At 36.0% G+C, this 21708-nt stretch carries 17 protein-coding genes; 11 read left to right on the top strand and 6 right to left on the bottom strand.

Annotated features, from left to right (window positions below):
- The first annotated feature begins 4 nt into the window (after positions 1-4).
- From PL77_RS14525 to PL77_RS14510, 4 genes are all read left to right on the top strand, one after another.
- Positions 5-1177 (top strand): fumarylacetoacetate hydrolase family protein, encoded by a 1173-nt coding sequence (locus tag PL77_RS14525; RefSeq protein WP_044206610.1) that lies wholly within the window; start codon positions 5-7, stop codon positions 1175-1177.
- 186 nt (positions 1178-1363) lie between these two features.
- A complete protein-coding gene (locus PL77_RS14520; RefSeq protein ID WP_044206607.1) occupies positions 1364-2314 on the top strand; it encodes a C-terminal binding protein in 951 nt (316 codons plus the stop codon).
- A gap of 155 nt (positions 2315-2469) precedes the next feature.
- The gene (locus PL77_RS14515; protein WP_253273990.1) at positions 2470-4086 is read left to right on the top strand and encodes a glycoside hydrolase family 43 protein; all 1617 of its coding nucleotides are present in this window, start codon (positions 2470-2472) and stop codon (positions 4084-4086) included.
- Positions 4079-5662, top strand: a complete 1584-nt coding sequence (locus PL77_RS14510; protein WP_044206605.1) for an aldehyde dehydrogenase (NADP(+)) — start codon at positions 4079-4081, stop codon at positions 5660-5662. The genes PL77_RS14515 and PL77_RS14510 overlap by 8 nt, the downstream gene beginning before the upstream one ends.
- A 69-nt stretch (positions 5663-5731) precedes the next feature.
- On the opposite strand, the gene PL77_RS14505 is transcribed toward PL77_RS14510, so the two are convergent.
- Both PL77_RS14505 and PL77_RS14500 read right to left on the bottom strand, forming a co-directional pair.
- Entirely contained in the window at positions 5732-6373 is a 642-nt protein-coding gene (locus PL77_RS14505; RefSeq protein WP_044206603.1) for a retron system putative HNH endonuclease, read from the bottom strand.
- Complete coding sequence (locus PL77_RS14500; RefSeq protein ID WP_044206601.1) at positions 6360-7760, bottom strand: AAA family ATPase; 1401 nt, start codon at positions 7758-7760, stop codon at positions 6360-6362. Before PL77_RS14500 ends, PL77_RS14505 begins: the two co-directional genes overlap by 14 nt.
- A 361-nt stretch (positions 7761-8121) precedes the next feature.
- Here PL77_RS14500 and PL77_RS30615 point away from each other — a divergent pair, with 361 nt between their 5' ends.
- From PL77_RS30615 to PL77_RS14475, 6 genes are all read left to right on the top strand, one after another.
- On the top strand, positions 8122-12108 hold the full coding sequence (locus tag PL77_RS30615) for a starch-binding protein (protein ID WP_172665863.1): 3987 nt from the start codon (positions 8122-8124) through the stop codon (positions 12106-12108).
- 339 nt (positions 12109-12447) lie between these two features.
- A complete protein-coding gene (locus PL77_RS30610) occupies positions 12448-12849 on the top strand; it encodes a hypothetical protein (RefSeq protein ID WP_052444427.1) in 402 nt (133 codons plus the stop codon).
- Positions 12850-12935: 86 nt separating this feature from the next.
- The gene (locus PL77_RS32550) at positions 12936-13349 is read left to right on the top strand and encodes a cyclic nucleotide-binding domain-containing protein (RefSeq protein ID WP_044206600.1); all 414 of its coding nucleotides are present in this window, start codon (positions 12936-12938) and stop codon (positions 13347-13349) included.
- 236 nt (positions 13350-13585) lie between these two features.
- Positions 13586-14368, top strand: a complete 783-nt coding sequence (locus PL77_RS14485) for a methyltransferase domain-containing protein (protein WP_044206598.1) — start codon at positions 13586-13588, stop codon at positions 14366-14368.
- 292 nt (positions 14369-14660) lie between these two features.
- A complete protein-coding gene (locus PL77_RS30605) occupies positions 14661-15644 on the top strand; it encodes a helix-turn-helix transcriptional regulator (RefSeq protein WP_052444426.1) in 984 nt (327 codons plus the stop codon).
- A gap of 134 nt (positions 15645-15778) precedes the next feature.
- Entirely contained in the window at positions 15779-17185 is a 1407-nt protein-coding gene (locus tag PL77_RS14475) for a DUF1254 domain-containing protein (protein ID WP_172665862.1), read from the top strand.
- Positions 17186-17232: 47 nt separating this feature from the next.
- On the opposite strand, the gene PL77_RS14470 is transcribed toward PL77_RS14475, so the two are convergent.
- The 3 genes from PL77_RS14470 to PL77_RS14460 all read right to left on the bottom strand — a co-directional run bounded on the left by PL77_RS14470 (position 17233) and on the right by PL77_RS14460 (position 19482).
- Entirely contained in the window at positions 17233-17988 is a 756-nt protein-coding gene (locus PL77_RS14470) for a haloacid dehalogenase type II (RefSeq protein WP_063769021.1), read from the bottom strand.
- Between the two features lie 104 nt (positions 17989-18092).
- On the bottom strand, positions 18093-18701 hold the full coding sequence (locus tag PL77_RS14465; RefSeq protein WP_044206594.1) for a TetR/AcrR family transcriptional regulator: 609 nt from the start codon (positions 18699-18701) through the stop codon (positions 18093-18095).
- Positions 18702-18822: 121 nt separating this feature from the next.
- The gene (locus tag PL77_RS14460; RefSeq protein WP_044206592.1) at positions 18823-19482 is read right to left on the bottom strand and encodes an HD domain-containing protein; all 660 of its coding nucleotides are present in this window, start codon (positions 19480-19482) and stop codon (positions 18823-18825) included.
- A 151-nt stretch (positions 19483-19633) separates the two neighbouring features.
- Here PL77_RS14460 and tpx point away from each other — a divergent pair, with 151 nt between their 5' ends.
- Positions 19634-20131 carry a thiol peroxidase gene (tpx, locus tag PL77_RS14455; protein ID WP_044206590.1) on the top strand — a complete coding sequence of 166 codons (498 nt, stop codon included), beginning with the start codon at positions 19634-19636 and terminating at the stop codon, positions 20129-20131.
- Between the two features lie 158 nt (positions 20132-20289).
- Here the strand turns inward: tpx and PL77_RS14450 are convergent, their stop codons facing one another.
- Positions 20290-21609 carry a hemolysin family protein gene (locus tag PL77_RS14450; RefSeq protein WP_044206589.1) on the bottom strand — a complete coding sequence of 440 codons (1320 nt, stop codon included), beginning with the start codon at positions 21607-21609 and terminating at the stop codon, positions 20290-20292.
- Positions 21610-21708: the final 99 nt, after the last annotated feature.

The following is a 21708-nucleotide window of genomic DNA, read 5'->3' as shown; positions in this document are numbered from 1 at the left end:
TACAATGAGTGATTTGAAACAATACTTACCTGCAGATCAGTTTGAAGGTACATTAATAGGAAGAGTTTGGATGGTTGGCGTTGAAACGGGGCCAGCTCCTGTTGTGATTAAAGAAGATGGAGTATATAATCTTACAACATTGGCACCAACAACTTCAGACTTATTTAACCTCAATATTAAATTAAGTTCCATGGAGACCTCTTTATTGGAAAGGCTAGGAAGTTATGAGGAATTGATGGAGAATGCACTTGAAGGACGAAAAGACAAAACGCATTTTATTTCTCCTTTTGATATTCAAGCCATCAAGGCATGTGGTGTGACTTTCATGGTTTCCATGCTGGAAAGAGTGATTGAAGAAAGAGCAGGGGGTGATGCTTCTAAGGCAGATGAACTGAGAGGAATGATTAATGAGAAAATTGGAGGAGATGTACGTGAAATCGTACCAGGTTCTAAAGCTTCAGAAGATTTGAAAGAAGTACTACAAGCTGAAGGAATGTGGTCGCAATATATGGAAGTAGGGATTGGGCCTTATGCAGAGGTATTTACGAAAGCACAACCAATGTCTTCAGTAGGTATAGGTGCAGAAATTGGAATCTTGCCTATTTCAGAATGGAATAATCCTGAACCGGAAATTGTATTGGCTGTAAATGGAAGTGGTGAAGTGATCGGAGCCACATTGGGTAATGATGTAAACCTAAGAGATATAGAGGGAAGAAGTGCTTTACTTTTGGGGAAAGCCAAGGACAATAATGCATCATGTGCTATCGGTCCTTTTATCCGTATTTTCGATGAAACTTTTTCCATTGAAGATGTTCGTAAAGCAGAAGTAAGAGTGCTAGTGCAAGGAAAAGAAGACGGATTTATTTTGGATGATAAAAGTGATATGACACAAATCAGTAGAGATGTGTTGGATCTAGTAGGGCAGACTTTCAGTGACAATCACCAATATCCTGATGGCTTCGCACTTTTCACAGGAACATTGTTTGCTCCTACTAAAGACAGAGGAGACAAAGGCAATGGTTTCACTCACAAAGTAGGTGATGTAGTTTCTATTTCTTCCGCGAAGCTGGGGATGCTGACCAATACGGTCAATCATACGAACAAGGCACCAAGATGGACTTTTGGTATTTCAGAATTGATGAAAAACTTGACCAAAAGAGGAGTATTGACAACTTAATGTGTTGAAATAAAATTAACCAATAGTTCGTACACCATAGTTAAAACTATGGGTAGGTGATAATTAAACCTAATCAAGACTGAAGTCTTGAAGGTTTAAAAACGAAGACATCACTTTAGTGTTGTCGTAGTCAGTATCCCCTGCCCATGACTTCAGTCGTGGTGCATGCTTCACAAATATAAAACGATGAAAGTAGTAATCTCAGACTGCAATTTTGCAGGAGCCTTTGAAGAAGAAAAAAAAGTATGTGATAGAGCAGGATTCAACCTTGAGATCTATCAACATAAAGAAGAAGATAAAATAATAGAAGTAGCAAAAGATGCAGATGCCCTTTTGGTACAGTACGGTATTTATTCAGATAGAATCCTTTCTCAGTTAAACAACGCTAAAGTGATAGTGAGGTATGGAATAGGGGTGGATAATATTGATTTAGAAGCGGCGAAAAAATATGGAATAGCAGTGTGTAATGTTCCAGATTATGGTATTGCAGAAGTAGCAGACCATGCAGCATCATTAGCCGTTTCACTAGGTAGACAACTTCCATTTTGGCATGACTCTATTATAGGAAATCAGTGGCCTGCCTCTACGCCTACCACACTGAAATCTTTTTCAGACATGAACTTTGTAGTATTGGGTGCAGGACGTATAGGGAGAGAAACGATAAAAAGAATGCAGGCTTTTGGCTTCAAGTGTTATGCGTATGATCCCTATGTATCACAGGCTGTTTTATCAGGCATGAATGTTCAGAAAGTGGAATTAGAAGAAGCAATTAAAATGGCTGATATTCTTTCTCTGCATTTACCTCACACACCTGAGACACATCATTTGATCAATCAGCAAAGGTTGTCAAAAATGAAATCTACAGCAACTTTGATTAATACTTCAAGAGGAGCATTGATTCATACAAAAGAGCTAGCAGAAGCATTGAATCAAGGAGAAATTGCCAATGCAGGAATCGATGTTTTTGAAGCAGAACCGATGGAAGGAGATCATCCACTGAGAACGGCAAAAAATATTCTGATGACGCCTCATATTTCTTATTATAGTGAAGCAAGTGTAAGAAGATTGCAACGCTATGCTGCCGAAGAAGTGGAGCGTACATTAAATGGGGAAGCACTGCGATGCCAGGTGGTGTAGGGGTCGACCTAAGTGTCGACCCGCCTCACGTAGGGGTTGACCTATGTGTCAACCCACCTCACGTAGGGGTTGACCTACGTGTCAACCCGCTACAATATAGGGTTTAACCTACGTGTTAACCCGCAAAAAATATTCATATTTTAATAAAAAAAGAAATGACAAAAATGATTCAAAATCCTATCCTTAGAGGGTTCAATCCAGATCCAAGTATTCTAAGAAGAGGGGATGATTATTATATAGCAACATCAACGTTTGAGTGGTTTCCAGGATATCAGATTCACCATTCCAAAGATTTAGTGAATTGGGAACTGATCACAAGACCATTAGATAGAGCATCACAGTTAGACATGAGAGGTGTGCCTGATTCAGGTGGAGTTTGGGCGCCTTGTTTAAGCTACAATGAGCACAATGAAACGTACTATTTATTGTATACCAATGTCTTGAGTTTTGATGGTGCAACATGGAAAGACACCCCTAACTATGTAGTAACAGCGAAAGATATTATGGGGCCATGGTCTGAGCCAGTGTATTTGAATTCAAGCGGGTTTGACTCTTCTTTCTTTCATGATGATGATGGAAAAATATGGATGATTAATATGATAATGGATCACCGTAAGCGTAAGTTTTTCGGTGGAATTGTATTACAGGAGTATTCTGAAGAAGAGCAGAAGTTAATAGGTGATATCCATTATATCTTCCCAGGAACAGAATTAGGAGGAACAGAAGGGCCACACATTTTCAAGAAAAATGGCTACTATTATTTATTGACAGCTGAAGGGGGAACGGAATTCAACCACGCCATGACTTTAGCAAGATCAAAAAGCCTATTCGGACCTTACGAAGTACATCCTCAAAACCCCATTATAACCTGTAAAGATGCACCTCAAAACTACTTACAGAGATCAGGTCATGGTCAGTTTGTAGAAACACAAAATGGAGAGTGGTACGGTGTGTTCTTAGTAGGAAGACCATTGACAGAAAGAGGCAGATGCATTACAGGTAGAGAATCAGCCATTGAAAAATTTGAATGGAGAGAAGATGATTGGTTGTATAAAGTGGGGGATAACAATGTGCCGAGAAAAGAAGTAGAAGCTCCTCAACTTCCAGAACACAAACCAAAGCCTAAGGTTGAGAAAATCACTTTTGCTCCAGATCAGCCATTAGACATTCATCTTCATGCCTTAAGAGTCCCTATGACGGAAGATTGGATTACTCAAAATGATAGAGAAGGTTATTTGAGGTTGTACGGCAGAGAATCATTAAGCTCAGTTTTCAGACAATCATTAGTAGCTCACAGAGTACAAGAGCATCATGTTGTTGCAGAAACGTGTGTAGAATTTGATCCTGTTTCATTCCAACAAATGGCAGGCTTGGTAGCGTATTACAATACATTCCATTATCACTACTTACACATTATGGGGAATGATGACGGCACCAAAAAAGAATTGTATATCATCACTTGTGATAAGTATGATCAGCAAGAACCAATTGAACCCATTGATGTTTCAGACGCAGAAAAAGTGTGGATGAAAATGGATTACAATGGTGCTCAATTACAATTCTACTATGCCGTAAAAGAAGGAGAATGGCAGAAAGTAGGACCTGTTTTGGATGGAAGTATTCTATCAGATGAGTACGTAAGAGATGAAAATGTACGCTACAGAGCAGCATTTACAGGAGCGTTTGTAGGTGTTTGCTGTCAAGATCTATCAGGTAGAAGACAGCACGCCGATTTTGAATATTTCAGCTATAAAGAATTGACTCATGATTAAAGAAAAAACTATTTCGGGAAGCTCTTATATAGGAGGTGTATGGTTAAAGCCTACTGGAGAACTTTTCTCCTCTATCAACCCAGTTACTGATGAATCGATAGGAAGGTTTTATACTTCAGAGGATAAAGAAATTGAATTGGCAATGCACAAAGCACAAGATGCTTTTGAAACATATAGAAATCTAAGTGGTAAAGAAATCGCACAATTTCTATATGCAATAGCAGATGAAATTGAAGCTTTAGGAGATACACTTTTAGAAGTAGGACACAGAGAAAGTGGATTGGGAATTCCAAGATTAACGGGTGAAAGAGGAAGAACGTGCGGACAGATCAGAGCGTTTGCCAGTATCGCTGCAACAGGGCAATGGACACAGCCGAGTATTGATACAGCAATTCCTGACCGTCAGCCAGTACCTAAGCCAGATATCAGACGTATGATGCGTCCCATCGGGCCAGTGGTTGTTTTTGGAGCCTCCAACTTCCCATTTGCATTTGGTTCTTTAGGTGGAGACACAGCTTCAGCATTAGCGGCAGGAAATCCTGTAGTGGTGAAAGGACATCCTTCTCACCCTGAAACGTCAGAACTTTTTGCTCAGGCGGTTGAAACTGCGGCTTCCAAAACCAATATGCCTAAAGGAGTTTTCTCATTACTACAAGGTGTTGGAAATGATTTAGGAGCAAAATTGGTAAAGCATCCATTGACACAAGCTGTAGGGTTTACAGGTTCTTTCAAAGGAGGAAAAGCTTTGATGGACATTGCAGCATCTCGCCCTGACCCTATTCCAGTTTATGCTGAAATGGGAAGTATCAACCCTGTTTTTATTGGTAAAAAAGCATTAGAAAATAAAAAAGAAGAATTGATTGCAGGGCTTTCAACTTCTGTTTGTTTAGGTGTGGGGCAGTTCTGTACCAACCCCGGTTTAATTGTAACAACCATTGATGAGGAGTTTATCAATGGTTTAGCCTCACAATTGAATGATAACAGCAGAGGAGTGATGTTGAATAAAGGTATTCTTTCTTCTTATTACCATGGACTTGTCCGTTTGAAAAACAATCCGAATGTGGAGTGGGTCAACGAGGCAGAGTGGAATGAAAACGAGAAAACACCACCCAATGCATTATTCAAAACCACTATAGATCACTTCATCAATGATAAATCACTCCACGAAGAAATTTTTGGTCCAGTGACATTGGTTGTTGAAGTGACTTGCGACAAGGATATGTTGCGTTTAGCAAAGCATTTAGAAGGACAATTAACCGCAACGATTCACTCTGACGGAGATGATGAATTGACATCACAATTGATCAACATCTTAGAATTAAAAGTAGGTAGAATTATTTTCAACGGTTATCCAACAGGTGTTGATGTGAATCCTTCTATGCAACACGGAGGACCTTACCCAGCATCTTCAATTGGTTGGGCGACTAGTGTTGGAGGTGAAGCCATTGTGCGTTTCGCAAGGTTTGTTGCCTATCAAAATATACCAGACAAATTACTGCCAGATATACTTAAAAACGAAAATCCTTTACAGCTCTACAGAAAGCTTAACGGTGAATATTCAGATAAAGTAATTTAGATGATTCAGGTAGATTTAATGAGAATTAGAAATGGAAAGACACGGCATTTTTGTTGTGTCTTTTTTCATTTAAAGTTTCTTTTCTATCCATTGTAAAGCCACCTGACAATATTCAGGTAATTTACCTTCAAATCCCTGACTGTAAAATTTTTTCTTACTTCTGAGAAAGTTATTTCTTTCTGCAAGACTTTTACCTCTTAACCTAGAATATTCACTCTGAAGACTTTTTAATAAGTTGGCTCTATGTTTCTTTAAGAAAATACCTTCATTTAATCCTAAAAGTTTAATATCAGTACTTATGTCACTATCACTACTTTTGACTGTTCCGTCTTGAGTAAAGTAGAGTAAATCAACACTGTTTGTTAGTGGATTAAGTTTTAAAAGTTCTTGATTTGCCTTCTTTTTATCACAGTGTAATTTTCTTTTTTTTCCAGATGTAAGTGGAATATTTTCCCCTCCGTCACAAACCCCAAAAAGGTTGCTATATATTAATTCAAGGTTGTTGTATTTACTTTTGGGTTTGTAATGCTCTATATTAATATTCTTTTTGTTGATCCTGCACATACAATATGCACATAGAAAAAACTGTTCTCTCAGTAGTGCATCTTGAAGGTCGCTTTTATCTAAACCATCAAAATTAGTATTTGGTGTGCTTCTATGATTCTTTAAAGATTGAGGTTCATTTGAAGCTTGTTTATCAATCTTTCTCATTTTTATTCTCGTTTAACTCCCACTCAGCAAATTCAAGATCTCTTCTAGCTGTTACAGTTTCAGGGTCGTTTTCTCCAAATCTATTGATGAAAATATCGTTGAAAATCTTTTTAGCTTTATCAAGTCCGTCTTTTTTATCAAGGAGTTCATAAAATTCATTGACTTTTTCAGAAATATTTGCTGGTCTTAATTCTCCAACTCCCTGAACACCTTCCAAAATACTTTCAATATTCCTTCCCTCTGTAAAGATATTGTTTTGAGACACTTTGAAGTTATCAATGTGGTAAACATATTCCTTTGGTATATTGGATAGTATAAGAGGAGAATGAGTAGTGATTAAAAATTGAAGATTTAAAAAAGTATTCATCAAGGCTCCAATAATGTTTTTTTGCCATTTTGGATGAAGGTGTTGATCAATTTCATCAATTAATACTACACCTTGGGCCATTTGAAACTCAAATTTATAATTGCTATTTACAGGCGATGACATAATACATCTTCTTGCAAGGTCACCTACCATATGAATTATTTTCTTTTCTCCATCCGACAAGTTAATAATAGGAATCATTGTTCCTTCTTTTTCGATCTGCATCATAAGCCTTTCAGATCTATCATTATGTGGAGATTTAGCTACAGAAATTTTACCAAATGTGGAAACATCAAGCTTTTCTAAAAATAGTTCAATGGCTCTTCTGACGTTGCTGACTGTATTTTTCTCAATAGTAAAGTCCTTTTTTTGAAATTGTAATTCTCTTTCGTCAGCTTGTTCTGTGATAAACCATTGTTCAAAATCAGTAAATTCTCCTATATTATCTAAAGCATTTAAGTAAACATTAAGTGCTGATGATTCTGTATGAATATCTTTTCTATAATTATTGAAATTAACAGAAGGACCATAATACGCAAAAACGGGTAAATAGGATTGATTAAAAATAGATTGACTTTTTAAATCATCTCTGAATTTATTAATATCCTCATTATTATCGTTTTGAGATTTATCAGTGTTTCTGATAAATCGATATCTTGAGTATTTAAAATCATATGATTTGGTTAATAATTTGTCGTTTATTGAGGCATCATAACCTGTCTCTAATTTTAAACTAATTAAAACGTCATCTGCATTGACTTTTATATCTTGTAGAGGTAATTCCTCTTGTGGTAATTCAGGGAAAAAAGGGTTTAATACATATTTCAAAATCCATCTGACAGCATTAAGTAAAGATGATTTACCAGATCCATTTTCGCCAATGAATACAGCTAAATGCTCTTTTTCAAGATCTTTTCCTTTATAATATTCTTCTGCATTATTATTCTTCCTAAACAGTAAAGAAAAATCTAATTTTTCAAACCCTTTATAATTTTTGAGTTCTATTGCTGTAATTTTCATAAGTATTCATCTTATTTTTCTGAAAGATACCAAATTTACTTTAGTCTCCGAAAATCAAAAACAAATGACTAAACATAAAGTCAAGTAAATAATTATCTTAAAAATCAATTGAAGTTAACATTTATAAAGTTCCCTTCCCTCCACCGTTACGTGCCACTTTCTAAAAACACCCATTTATTATCCATCGGAACGCTTTCCAGTACCCGAAGCACTAACATTGTAAAAACAGCTTGAAGTGACTTTCCGGAAAGAATAACAATTTAACTGACTTGAATGAAGTAGCAAACTATTTATCAGAGGGTATAAAATGAAACCCAAAGATGCATGGTTCCCTACTTGGTAAACAACTAAAAGTATGAAAATGAAATTTACAAAATGGCTATTGTCGCTCTCTTTATGTTTGAGTGTTGGAGTCAATATGCTCTTCGCACAAACTGATTTTCGTGAGGAAACTATTTACTTTCTAATGACCACTCGCTTCTTTGATGGAGATCCGAGTAATAATGTTCCTAATGAATGGAGTTCTTATAATCCAGACCCAGAAATAAACCCCGCTATTACAGACCCCAATGATGTCACTTGGAAAGGGGATTTTAAGGGCTTAATTCAAAAACTAGATTATATCAAAGACTTAGGTTTTACCGCTATTTGGATCACTCCTATTGTACAAAACTGGAGTCCTTTGGATTACCATGGCTACCACGCTTATGATTTTACAAAAGTAGATCCTCGATTGGAATCTCCAGGTGCCACTTTTCAAGACCTGATCAACGAAGTGCATGCCAGAGATATGAAAATTGTACTGGATGTAGTGACCAATCACGCTGGACGTTTTGGTATTAAAGATTTTGCTGAAATCAAGTACAATACGGATACTTCAGAAGTGTGGGGACAGGATTTAAATGGTAACCCATTGCAACCTAACCCAAATTGGGAGTACGATGGAATGACACCTAATCCAGATGATGGCTTGATTTGGAGTAGAGCGAATCTGCCGGAATTGCCAGCGCCTTACAACGAAGATCTTTCCAACTACAACTGGCCTTCTACAGTTTCTTATGTCAATACCACAGACGCAGATTGGTACCATCAAAGCGGTAATGGTTTTGCTCAAGGCTGGGATGATACCGAAAACCTTTATAACAGAGCATTGGCAGGAGATACACCTGATTTAAATACATCAAGTCCTCTAGTAAGAGAGTATTTGGTCAATGCTTACAAGACATTTATTGAAATGGGCGTAGATGCATTCCGTTGGGATACCATCAAGCACATGTCTAAAGAAGATGTACTGTATTTCTTAGATGCTTTTAAGGCGATCAATCCAGACCTTTTTGTTTTTGGAGAAGTTGCACAGAAGCGTCACGAATTGCACAGTATCGAAGAAATTAATCCACACTGGTACACTTGGAGAGGAGCAACCAATGCTTCTGAACCATCAGGAATGGCCGTAATTGACTTTTATGCGGAAGCAAGTTTCCATGGTCCTTTTGAATATGGTGAAGGTTTTGGTGGAGTAAAAGCAGCAGCACGTTATGATCACTTATATGCAGACCCGTCAACCAACTTATTATGGTTAGATAACCATGATTTTGGTCCGAATAATGACTGGAATAAGCGTTATGGTGGAACGGATGAAAACTTAGCGGCCTGTCTGAACTTTATGTTTACTTGGAGAGGTATCCCGATTGTGTATTATGGTACGGAAATGCGATTTATGGCAGGGGCTTTTGCTGATATTCATGATGCAGAAGGAATTAAAAAATCCATTAATGAAACAGGTAGAGCATACTATGGTGATGTGATGGACCAAGCACCAAGCCACAAGATTTATCAGCACATCAAAAAACTGAATGCTATGCGATCAGCAGTGCCAGCACTTCAAAAAGGAGAGTGGCGCTGGAATGGTGATAATGGCGGAAACGGCGTTGGTTATGTTCGTGTACATGGAAACAGTGAAGTGGCTGTAGGTCTAGCAAAAGATGGATCAGCATCATTCAATTTTACAGGTTTGACCAATGGTGTTTACAGAGATGCTGTGACAGGAGCAGAAGCAGTCGTTTCTAATGGAACATTGAACTGTACAGTAGAATCAGGTTCGGCTGCAGTTTATGTTTTAAATGGCCCTGGTATGATCGGTGGCAATGGTGTTGGTTTCTTCCAGCCAGGAGAAGGTGGACCAAGCTTACCATTTGTAAGTGCATCGCCAGCACCTCAGAGATATGACAATCCTGTAGAAGTAAGTCTTTCCGCTTCCTTAGGAGCAGGAGGCCCTTATACAATTTATTACACAACAGACGGTTCTCAGCCATCGTTCTCAAGCAGTCAGTACAACAACACAAAAATCGCTGTTAATGATGATATGGACATCAAAGCATTTACAGTCGATAAAGATGGAAATTCATCTTCAGTGACCACTTTCTCTTACAGAATCGGTGAGATTGAAGGACTAGAAGTGTATTTCAAAAAGCCATCCAATTGGAATGGTGTCAATGTACATTATTGGCAAGAAGTACCTGCCGGGGCATTACCTGCAAGCACTTGGCCTGGACCAAATATGACACAGCATGATGGTGATTGGTATAAATATGTATTTGAAAACACAGAAAGTGTCAACCTACTTTTCAGTGATAATGGAAGTAACAAAACCATTGACCTTTCAAGAAACTCAAACGGTTGGTATGATGGAAATACATGGCACAGCGAATGCCCTGACTGCTCGGTTGTAACACCTCAAGTACCAACTTTAATGCTCACTCAAAATAGCAATAGAGTAAGTGCATCAGCCACTGAAAACGGAGTGATTTATTATACTTTGGATGGAAGTACTCCAACTGCTTCATCCTCTCAATACAATGGGGAAGTAGTGTTGTCTGGAAACGCAGGTGATGTGATTACTCTCAAAGCCATTGCGATCAATAGCGTTGGTAGTTCTGCCGTTAAAACAGTGACCTACACTGTACCAACGCCAATTGAAGGAGGAATGACCGTGTATTTCAAAACGGACTGTTCAACACCAAGAATTTATTTCTGGAGTGTAACAGGAGGAACCATGACAACAGCATGGCCGGGAGAAAATATGTTGGCTTCAACAGATTACCCTGGATTCTATGAATACACGATTGACGGCACTTGCACTAATTTGATCTTACTTTGCGGTGATACAAAAATCACTGGCGATGAAATGAATATTTGTGGTAACGTTTGGTATGATAACGGATGGATTGATGAACCAATCACAACGCCTGATATAGAAGCTCCAACGGTTTCTATTTCACCATCAGGCAGCACTTTTGTAGGCTCTGGAAACATTACAATTTCCGCTTCAGACAATCGTGATGCATCACCGACGATCTATTATACTTTAGACGGATCTACACCAACCTCATCTTCAACTTCAGCAGAAGGGCAAGTCACCTTATCGATTTCCCAAACTACTACTGTCTCAGCTATCGCTGTTGATGATGCCGGCAATACTTCAACGGTAAGTACCGCATCATTCACAGTGACTGCACCAAGCGGAGGTTTCACCGTTTATGCTAAAGACTATACACATATTTACCATTGGAACGCCTCTCCGACGGGAGCATTGGCTAATGCGACTTGGCCAGGTGTAAGTATGTCACAGTCTAATGGATGGTACGCTTTCACTTTCCCAGAAGCCGTGACTTCTTCAAGTATTATTTTCAGTAATAATGGAGGAGGACAAACTTCTGACTTGACAAGAAACAAAGACGGTTGGTATGTAAATGGGCAATGGTACGATCAAAACCCTGATGGCAATACAGTAACACCAACAGGATTGACAGTACACTTTAAATCGACTTGGAACAACCCATTACTCCACTATTGGAATACAGATAATGGAAGTACTTCTAATTGGCCGGGAGTAGCAATGACCAACGATGGAGACGGTTGGTTTAGTTACACTATTCCAAACACGTCATCTGCAAGTTTATTATTCCATGATGGAAATGGTAATCAAACTTCTGATCTATCAAGAGCTACTGAAGGCTGGTATAAAGACGGACAATGGTACAACGAAAATCCTGAAATAAGCAGTGCACGAAATATTACTTCTGATATTGAGGCAGTTGAAGAAATCAAGTTGTACCCAACTATTGTTGCAAATCACTTCTTCCTTCAGTTAACCTTGAAAGAAAGCAAGAGTGTAGGCCTTCAGATTTTCAATTTAAGTGGACAAGAGGTCTACGCTACATCAACGAAATTATTTGAAGCAGGAAAGTATGAATTGAAATTTGATCAATTAAATCTCGAATCGGGAATGTATTTGGTGAACATTTATCTTGATAGCCAAAAAACAGTTAAGAAAGTGATCAAAAAATAAGGATAGTACAACAAGTTTGAGTTCTTCAAATGAAGGTTTCAAACATGTTCTAACATTCTCTTAATACTTTTCTACATTCATTTATTATAGTACACTAGTTCTACGCGAATAGTGTTTGAAATAGTCTGCTGCATTTTGTGGTAGACTATTTTTTTTAACTTCGAACACTAATCTGTTCAAAACGTGTAATTTATGTTCAAAAGTGAACAAGTGTAAATGGTGTTGTATTGGTTTGTTTTCATTTAAGTATTTGTATTTCAGTGTTTTATAATTTATTGGCATAACTATGGAATTACTATTGGCATATTAACTAGTGTTCAAATTAATTATTTTTATACCATGAAAACTTTACTTATCTCTCTTATTGGTTTGTTGTGTTCTGTAAATTTATTAGCTGAAGTACCAGAGTATCCAGAGTCAAATGAAAACTCGGAATTAGTGAAAATGGTTCAAAAAGCAGAGGCTAATGATTGGGCTACATACACAAGAGCTGCACAATTATCAATCAACTGGAATGCAGATTTGGAGCTTGCGAAAGAGTGGATAGATCATGCTGTAACTGTTGATGAAAATCACAATACATTAGAAGTATTAGGCGATTATTATTTAAGAGTTGGAGATGTGAAAAATGCTTACGCATCATACGAAAAAGCACTTTTAAAAGACATTACCTCAATAGACTATAACAGCAGAGCAAGACTTCAACGAAAAATATTAGTGTTTTCTAAATCATTAAAATAAGTATTTCGTATTATATCAATCCCTTTTTTGGTAATTAAAACTACTGAAAAGGGGATTTTTTTGATTCAATACTCCTTGACAATTTCATGTATCAGTTTATTACTCATTGTTCAAAGTACATTCCTATCACTATAGCGGATGTAGCAGTGATCAATCAAATTTTTCTGACCCAAAAAGCTTCACAAAGCAACTATTTATTACAAAATGAAAAGCACAATAGATGCTTTTATTATATCGAAAAAGGTAGTGTTCGATTAGTATCAAAATCGTCTGATTTGGAGGAAGAATATTTTTTTCAAAAAGGGGATTTTTTTAGTACTTATCATTTTTTGAAAAGTAAATCACAAATTTTTGATATCATTTTTTTAGAAGATGTACAATACATTGAGATTTCTTTAGAGCACCTTTTGAAGCTTTGTGAGTATGATCGAAAATTTAAAAAATTACCAGAGATTATGTTTTTTAAAGGAAAAAGAATTTTTCATGAATTTAAAAGTTGATGAATGACTTTATTTTACCTCTTTAGAAGTCGTATTTATTTGTAATATAAATTTTGAATCTCTTTTTAAGGTTTTAAATTAATGTTTAATTCGTTGGTTATTAGCGTTTTCAAATCATCTTTATTTTAAATATTACTTCTGATTTTACTTTTTTTCAATAGTAAGTTTGTAAGTGTAAAAAATGACTCGTTATAATTTGAGTTACAAAAAAAAACTTAACTTGAACTACTATTAAAATGAACAAGACAATTAAAAGAAGTGAAGAAGCCAAAACTGTTTTTGATAGAAGGTCTTTAGCCGTAGATTATAGACATTTGAAGGCTATTTTAAAAGAGGGAATGACAGTATTGGATATTGGTTGCGGTACAGGAGCCATTACAAAAGACATTGCTAAAATTGTAGGCCCAACAGGAAAAGTAATTGGTATCGATAATACCTACGAAGTGATTGAGCATGGTAATATAGTTTATGCTGACATTTCAAATTTAGAACTCAAAACAGTAGACTTGTTTAACTTCGAAACGAAAGAAAAGTTTGATTTAATAGTAGGGGCAAGAGTATTACAATGGATGACGACCGTAAAAGAAGCTTTACAAAAAGTAAAATCACTTTTAAAAGAAGGAGGTCAAGTTTCCTTTTTAGATTACAATCATAACCGGTTAGAATGGGTTCCTCAGCCTCCTTTGACCATGAGACGCTTTTACCAGGCGTTTTTAAATTGGCGAAAAGATGCAGGAATTAATAATGCCATTGGTACTGACTTACCGCATTTATTAAAAGAGGTGGGGTTTAAAGATATTGAAGTTGTGCCATCTCATGAGTTGTATGATCACACAAGAAAAGATTTTGATGAACGAGTCAAGATATGGTCTCAAGTTGCAGGTTTAGAACAAATAACTACTGAAGGCTATCTGTCAGAACGTGATCGATTGAGAGCTATTGAAGATTATAATAAGTGGGTAGAGGAAAAAGCAGTTTCGATGACTATGTTTCTAAATGAAGTAAGAGGAAGAATATAAATGCCATTTTTTGAACAAATGCTTTATAATGACTTTGATAAAAACTTCTTTGCGATGAAAATGGTAAAGAAGTTTTTTTACGTACAAAGTCAAAAATAAATCATAGTTAATTCTAATTTAATTTTTTGTGAGTACAACACTAAAAAACGTATGAATAGTGGTTCTATTAAAAGTTTTTTGAAGGAAGTAATCGCAAAACAATAAATAGAATTGGTATTAGATAATTTTGAATTTGTACTTATTTTTGAATACTTATCATATTAGTGTTTATGTGGCCTAAATCAAATTTGAAATGGAGATAGAGATAAAAGAAGGAAGTGCAGCACATATATTAAAACAAGTTCATGAGTGTCTGGGAGGAGAAATATCACCAATCAGGTATGAGGTAAAGAAACCTGGTTTTCATATTATATCTAGGGTGTTTTCTTTAGTAAAAGGAACTGATATTATAATTCATTCTGTCAAATCAGAGGAAGACATTTACTATAATATTATAGGTGATGAAAAAGAGGACCGTTACTTAAACTTTAGGTTTGAGTATAAGACAGATATTATGATGAACACCGAAGATCATAAAGAAGGGGTGGATTTACAGGCGGTAGGTATGGCTGTTTATGATACTTCTTATTCTTTTAAAACTCATAATAAAGGAGGAGGATTAAAACAGTGGGTTTCTCTTCGTATCGCTACTCCCCAAATGACAGATATATTCACCCAGTTTGGAAGATATTTGGAAGGACTCTTTCCTGATGATCATAATTGGGTTAGATATGATATTGCTCCATTAGAAGTGCATTTACTGTTAAAGGATATTTTTGATTTGGACTTAGATCAGCGTAATCCAATGACACATAGTATTGTCTTGGCCCGCATAATAGAATGCTTGGGCGTGTTTTATGAGCGATTACTTCATAAAGGGTTTCAAGAACATAGTACTGTACACCCTGAAGATCTACAAAGGCTAATGGATTTGAAAGATAAGTTGATTAATCCTTTTGAACCTTTGCCGGCCCTTTCTGAAATTGCTGATGAGTACGGTTATTCTTTGTCAAAGTTGAAAAGAGATTTTGGGAGTGTATTCGGAAGCAGTATTAAAAGGTTTCATACTGATTTAAGACTAGAAAAAGCAAAGCAGCTATTACAAAATGAAAGTAGAAGTGTTACTGAGATTGCAAGGTTGGTAGGGTACAATAGTGTCTCTAAATTTTCTGTAGCATTTAAGAAAAACTATAATATAACCCCAAAGGAGGCCTCAACGAAGTATAAATCAAAATAAACTTTTTGGTATAAACTCTGACCTAAAATTGAAAAGCCAAACCAAAACAGTACCGTTAGTATAATTATAAAATGAATTTCAAATCAACTTTTAGTAGTGACATCATCAATACTAAAAGGCAAATAGATGAAAACATGATACGTAATATACTACAATTCAATAAGCACTTTCTACTTATACTTTCAGGACTGTTTTTATTCAATGCAACCTCATTTGCTCAAAATGAAGAGGAATCACTCGAATACAAATTAGCCTACACTACAGCAGTACAAGCTACAATTTATGGATGGGCGCCAGTCATGATGGACGTGGCTTTAGAGCTTCAGACATCAGTAGATGCACCGATGAACAATGGTCAAGCACCACTAAATCAACTAGGGCCAATTACTCGTTTGTGGGATTATAGAGACCGCTCGTACACTACACCAAACAATGATACCTACTATATTCAAGGGTGGGCTGATTTGGAAAACAACCCTATGGTATTATTTATACCTGAAGTAAAAAACAGATACTTTATCGAGCAAATTTTAGATATGTACACCGAATCTGTAGTAGACCTTTGTAATGCAACTATGGGTGAGCAAGGTGGATATTTTATCCTAGCAAAAAGAGGAGAGAAGTTTGATAACCCTGACAATTTACCGGTACATTATTCTAATACAAGATATATTTGGTTAGCAGGCCGTTTGGGGGTAGATGCGTCTGAAGCAGACCAAAAAATTGCTCAAGAATTACAAAAAGAATTTAGATTAATGCCTTTGGCAGACTATCCAAATGGTGGTCAAAATCCTGAGCCTTTAGTGGCTGTTGGGGCTCCAAAAGTCAACTTTCCTAAAGGGATGGACTGGTTTAAAAGATTTGATAGAGTATTAGCAGAAAACTATCTGGAGGAAGATAAAAGTCTGACAGATCAGTTCAAAAACATTGGAATTGGCAACGGTAAAATGGAGGAGTTGACTGAGGTCCAAAAAGAAGCGATGGTGAAAGGTTTTGCGGATACATTCCAAATGATTCTTCACACTGCTAAGCATACCAATACACCAGTAAATGGGTGGAATTATGAATACAACGCAGGAAAATACGGCACAGACTACTTACAAAGAGCTGCGGTTAATATGAACTCTATTGGATTAAACTCTCCAGAAAGAGCAATGTACCCTAAAAGATATTTTGATGATCAAGGTAAGGTTTTAAACGGTAAAAATGCTTATGAAATTACATTGCCAGCAGATATGGCTGTTAATGAGGAGTTTGGTGGTTTCTGGTCAATCACAATGTATGATGCTCAAGATCGCTTTATGGTAGAGAACGAAATCGATAGATATAAAGTAGGGTCAGTGACTGAGGGAATGGCTTACAATAAAGACGGATCTTTAACGATCTATATCTCTCACGAAAAGCCAAAAAATAAAAAGCAGCTTAAAAACTGGTTGCCTGCACCTGATGCCGATTTCATGTTGCAATGTAGATTTTATGAACCAAATGAAAAAGTGGTCAAAGGTGAATTCCACTTACCTGAGTTGTATAAGATAAAATAGTAATTTGTGTTTGTTTTGCTCTAGAGGTGTATCCTCTAGAGCATTTTTTATTTTGATAAATCTACCATTTGATTTGCTAACTCAATAAGGTCATTGACTACAAAATCCGGCTTCTCAACCAAAGGATAAAGTGCTTTCCCTTTTCTTTTGATAAAGGCCGTGTTTAAACCTGCTTCTTTTGCACCGGCTACATCCCAACCATGTGCAGCAACCATTAGTACTTCTTCAGCTTTATAACCTGTCTCTTTTAAAGCCCAATTATAACTATCTAGGTGAGGTTTATAGGTTTTAATAGTTTCAACGCTCAACATTTGATCAATAAATGAATTCAGTTGAGCATTTTGCATTTGCATTTTTACTCCTTCATAAGAGGAGTTCGTAAATGTGATGACCTTGTAACCCTTCTTTTTCAAAATTTCTAAACCTTTCTTGACATCAGGGTGAGGAGAAAGTGAACGGAGTGGGGTAACAATCGCCTTTTTGGCTTCTTCCATGGTTAAAGGGATTTCGTTGTTTTCTGCAACCATCAGTAAAGTCGCCGTTCCAATTTTTCCAAAATGCTCATATCTATTAATATCTGTCGCGACTAAAGAATAATGTAACATTTTTGAGAACCATATATCAAGTAGGTCAGTTCTTCCTCCAAGTGCATCAGCAACAGAAGCTTTCATATTATTGAGGTCTAGAATCGTCTCATTGACGTCAAGAAAAATGACTTTTACTTGAGAAGTACGCTCGTCTTTGTGAGGTGCATCAAACCCTAAAAGGAGAAACAAAAATGGAATTAATAATAGGTTTTTCATTTGATTGCTATTTATAATTTAAGTGTTTAAAGTGGAAATAGGGAGCACATTCTTACAAATGCACCCCCCAATTGAATTGGTAATAAATGAGTGAATAAATTGGTCTAACTAGAATATTTTAATTGATCAAGATAGGAGGTGACTCCCACTAAGTATTGATCAAGGATAATGTCATTATGATACAGTTTTCTTAATCCACGTACGCCTTCAAAGGCACTGACTAAAAAAGTGGCGACAGCTTTACTATCCGTGTTTTTTTTGATAGCACCTTTTTCCTTCTCTTGTTCAATGACTTTTTCTATCGCTGAGGTCCATTGATCAATGATCTTCCTTAAAGCACTTTGATAACTATCTTCTGTACTCCCAATTTCATTGATCAAGTTATTGGCAGGGCATCCTTTTTCCTTTTCATAATCAGTAAATGCTCTGATTTTATTCGAGAATATATCTTTTAATATTTCTATAGTATCTCCTTCCTTTTGAAGCGGAAGAATCATGTTTTTATGGATTCGGTCAAAAATTATCTTATTGATGACAGCTATACCGATCTCTTTCTTATCCTTAAAGTGATGGTAAAAAGCACCTTTGGTCAAAGAAGTAGCCTTCATGATTTGATTGATACTTGTTGATTTAAAACCATCTTTATAAAAAAGTTGGAAGGAAGTATCAATAATGAGTTGCTGCGTCTGTTCGGATTTTAATTTCTGTTCCATGTTACAAACATAGAGATAATTCAAAAACATTCCAAGTGGTATGTTTTTTTAATAAATAAAAAGGATGGAAGCAAAATAGGCTTTGCTTCTATCCTTAATAAGTATTTAATACTAATTCTTATTATCTTTTACCTTCCCATTCACCATAAAATTGCTCCAAGAATACTTCCATATATTGGTGTCTTTTCTCAGCAATTTTTTTTGCGGTGTCAGTATGGATACGATCTTTCAATAAGAGAAGCTTTTCGTAGAAGTGAGCAATTGTAGAAGATTCACTTTTATGATAAGCATCAAAGCTTTCGTGCATTTCATAATTTTCAGAAGGATCATACAAAGCTCTATGTTTACTACCTCCATAAGCAAAGGCCCTAGCAATACCAATGGCACCAATAGCATCTAAACGGTCGGCATCTTGTACCACTTGTCCTTCTATACTTGGCATATCGTCTTTGACATTGGCTCCTTTAAACGAAACTCTTTTTACGATGTCAGCTACTTTTTCAATGGTTTCTTCATCAGCTCCAATTTCTTTTAGCCATGCTGCAGTTTGTCTACTACCTTCTAATAAGTCTCCATCATAAAATTTATGATCAGCAATATCATGAAGAAGGGCTCCCAATGCGACAACGTAGGGATCACAATCTTCCGTTTTTGCAATGTTCTCAGCTGATTTCCAAACACGGTAGATATGATGCCAATCGTGGCCAGTACCTTCTCCTTCGAATTTTTTTTGAATAAATTGAGCAGTTTTTTCAACTATTTCTTTCTGATGTGAATTCATTTTCAATGGAACTGTTAAATTGTGGATGCATTACGTTTTCAACAAACGAGCTTGCAAATTTAAGGCATATTTTAAAACAATTATTTATCTAGTAAGTATTTTAATATGCTCTCAGAAGCGAATTTATTACAAACTCTTAAACGCTAAAAAAATGGCAGAAATTACTTTAAAAGGAAATCCTTTTCATACTTCAGGAGAATTACCAGCAGTAGGTTCAGTTGCTCCCGCTTTTACATTAGTAAAATCAGATCTTTCAGAAGTGACTTTAGAAGACTTGAAAGGTAAAAAAGTAATTCTAAACATCTACCCAAGTGTTGATACAGGTACTTGTGCAACTTCAACTAGAACTTTCAACGAAAAAGCATCATCATTAGACAATACTGTAGTAGTATGTGTTTCTAAAGATTTACCATTTGCATTTGGACGTTTTTGTGGAGCTGAAGGTATCGAAAAAGTAATCACTGGTTCTTCATTCAGAGATACTTCATTTGAAGATGCTTATGGTTTAAAAATTATCGATGGTCCTTTAACAGGATTATGCTCAAGATGTATCGTTGTAATTGACGAAGAAGGTAAAGTAAAATATACAGAGCAAGTTGCTGAAACTGTAGATGAACCAAACTACGAAGCAGCTATCGCAGCATTATAAGTCTTTAATTGATTAGGCTTCAAAAAAAGAAACCTTTCCACAAAGTTTGAGAGAGCTTGTGTGGAAAGGTTTTCTTGTTTTAGTATTACAATAATAGACCTTTTCGGTTTAAAATCATTAACTACAATTAAAAAAATGTAAAAATAAGTTGTTGAATTCTAATTTTCCTCTTTTTGATCTTCTTCTTCTTGTTTAAAATGTAATCGAACCATGTCGATTCTTGCACCATCCATGGTGACGATATTAAACTGTAAATGATCTACTTCAATATTTTCGCCTACTTGAGGAATATTTCTATGGTGATAAAGAATAAATCCACCTAAGGTATCGTATTCTCCTTCTTCAATTTTCCAGTTGTGTTTTTCGTTGAGTGTATCTACCTCATGCCTAGCGGTAAGCAAATAAGTATGTTCATCTTCTTTGAAGAAAGGAAGGTCGTCTTCATCATGTTCATCTTCAATTTCACCAACAATTTCTTCCGTAATATCTTCTAAAGTAGCTATACCGGCTGTACCTCCATATTCATCGATGATCCATACCATACTTTTCTGTTCAGCCATCATATAAGCCATCATTTCATCGGCAGCGGCAGTTTCAGGTTTAGAAGGCATTTCACGTATAATTTCCTGAATGGATTGTGGTTTTTTGTAAAGTTGTCTAACATGACAATAACCAACAATATCATCTAAATCATCTCTATAAATAGGTATTTTAGAGTGTCCACTGTCAATAAACAATTTTCTCAGAGCTTCAATATCTTCCTCAATGTCAAGAGCAACAATCTCTTTACGAGGAATCATGACATCTCTAGCCTTTGCTTCTTTGAATTGTAGTGCATTTTCAAAATATTTTTTATCCAAACTTTCACTTTCTGGATCATCATCATCTTGAGATGCCAATTCAATATCATTGATATATTGACTTAAATCTGTCAAGTTAAACGGGGTTTCTTGTTCTTCCATTTTTACTCCCATCAAATATTTAATTGAAAACTGCGAAAGTTTCTCAACAGTCCATGTGACAGGATAAAGCACCGTATAAATGATATTCATAGGAGGTGCTGCGATATTCAAGAACAAATCGGGGTTGAGCATGGTCAGACTTTTAGGTAAAAACTCCGCTGTAACCAATACTACAACTGTTGATAAAACTGTTTGAGAAATCAACACGCCTACTTCAATAGACCCAGCGTCTAAAGCAGGGAGCTTTTCTTTGAAAAGTTCTTGAAAAAATGGATCTAAAACGTTGGATACAAATACACCATACATTACTAATGCAGAAGTATTGCCAATCAGAATAGTGGTAATAAAAGTAGATTTATTTTCAAAAAATTTATCAATCAGCCTACCCGTAAAAGAGTCCTTCTGTCTTTGTACTTCAATATGCAGTCTATTTGCCGAAACGAAAGCGATTTCAGTAGCGGAAAAGAAAGCAGAAAATAAAAGACATAAACCGATGTAAATTATGTTTTCATTCATTTTTCTCCGAAATTTTTAACAAATATCAAAAAATCTCCTTAAGAGTCGTACAATTTTCGAAATAATAACTCACAATAGTACAAATCTATCTATATTTAT

Origin of the sequence: Flammeovirga sp. OC4 (genome assembly GCF_000812565.1) — a bacterium.
In the GTDB taxonomy this organism is placed as follows: domain Bacteria; phylum Bacteroidota; class Bacteroidia; order Cytophagales; family Flammeovirgaceae; genus Flammeovirga.
This window is presented reverse-complemented; position numbering and strand designations above follow the sequence as displayed.

Bases quoted from the DNA above. Each gene is read 5' to 3' on its own strand.
- PL77_RS14525 (WP_044206610.1), top strand. From the start codon at position 5: ATGAGTGATTTGAAACAATACTTACCTGCAGATCAGTTTGAAGGTACA.
- PL77_RS14520 (WP_044206607.1), top strand. From the start codon at position 1,364: ATGAAAGTAGTAATCTCAGACTGCAATTTTGCAGGAGCCTTTGAAGAA.
- PL77_RS14515 (WP_253273990.1), top strand. From the start codon at position 2,470: ATGACAAAAATGATTCAAAATCCTATCCTTAGAGGGTTCAATCCAGAT.
- PL77_RS14510 (WP_044206605.1), top strand. From the start codon at position 4,079: ATGATTAAAGAAAAAACTATTTCGGGAAGCTCTTATATAGGAGGTGTA.
- PL77_RS14505 (WP_044206603.1), bottom strand. From the start codon at position 6,373: ATGAGAAAGATTGATAAACAAGCTTCAAATGAACCTCAATCTTTAAAG.
- PL77_RS14500 (WP_044206601.1), bottom strand. From the start codon at position 7,760: ATGAAAATTACAGCAATAGAACTCAAAAATTATAAAGGGTTTGAAAAA.
- PL77_RS30615 (WP_172665863.1), top strand. From the start codon at position 8,122: ATGAAATTTACAAAATGGCTATTGTCGCTCTCTTTATGTTTGAGTGTT.
- PL77_RS30610 (WP_052444427.1), top strand. From the start codon at position 12,448: ATGAAAACTTTACTTATCTCTCTTATTGGTTTGTTGTGTTCTGTAAAT.
- PL77_RS32550 (WP_044206600.1), top strand. From the start codon at position 12,936: ATGTATCAGTTTATTACTCATTGTTCAAAGTACATTCCTATCACTATA.
- PL77_RS14485 (WP_044206598.1), top strand. From the start codon at position 13,586: ATGAACAAGACAATTAAAAGAAGTGAAGAAGCCAAAACTGTTTTTGAT.
- PL77_RS30605 (WP_052444426.1), top strand. From the start codon at position 14,661: ATGGAGATAGAGATAAAAGAAGGAAGTGCAGCACATATATTAAAACAA.
- PL77_RS14475 (WP_172665862.1), top strand. From the start codon at position 15,779: ATGATACGTAATATACTACAATTCAATAAGCACTTTCTACTTATACTT.
- PL77_RS14470 (WP_063769021.1), bottom strand. From the start codon at position 17,988: ATGAAAAACCTATTATTAATTCCATTTTTGTTTCTCCTTTTAGGGTTT.
- PL77_RS14465 (WP_044206594.1), bottom strand. From the start codon at position 18,701: ATGGAACAGAAATTAAAATCCGAACAGACGCAGCAACTCATTATTGAT.
- PL77_RS14460 (WP_044206592.1), bottom strand. From the start codon at position 19,482: ATGAATTCACATCAGAAAGAAATAGTTGAAAAAACTGCTCAATTTATT.
- tpx (WP_044206590.1), top strand. From the start codon at position 19,634: ATGGCAGAAATTACTTTAAAAGGAAATCCTTTTCATACTTCAGGAGAA.
- PL77_RS14450 (WP_044206589.1), bottom strand. From the start codon at position 21,609: ATGAATGAAAACATAATTTACATCGGTTTATGTCTTTTATTTTCTGCT.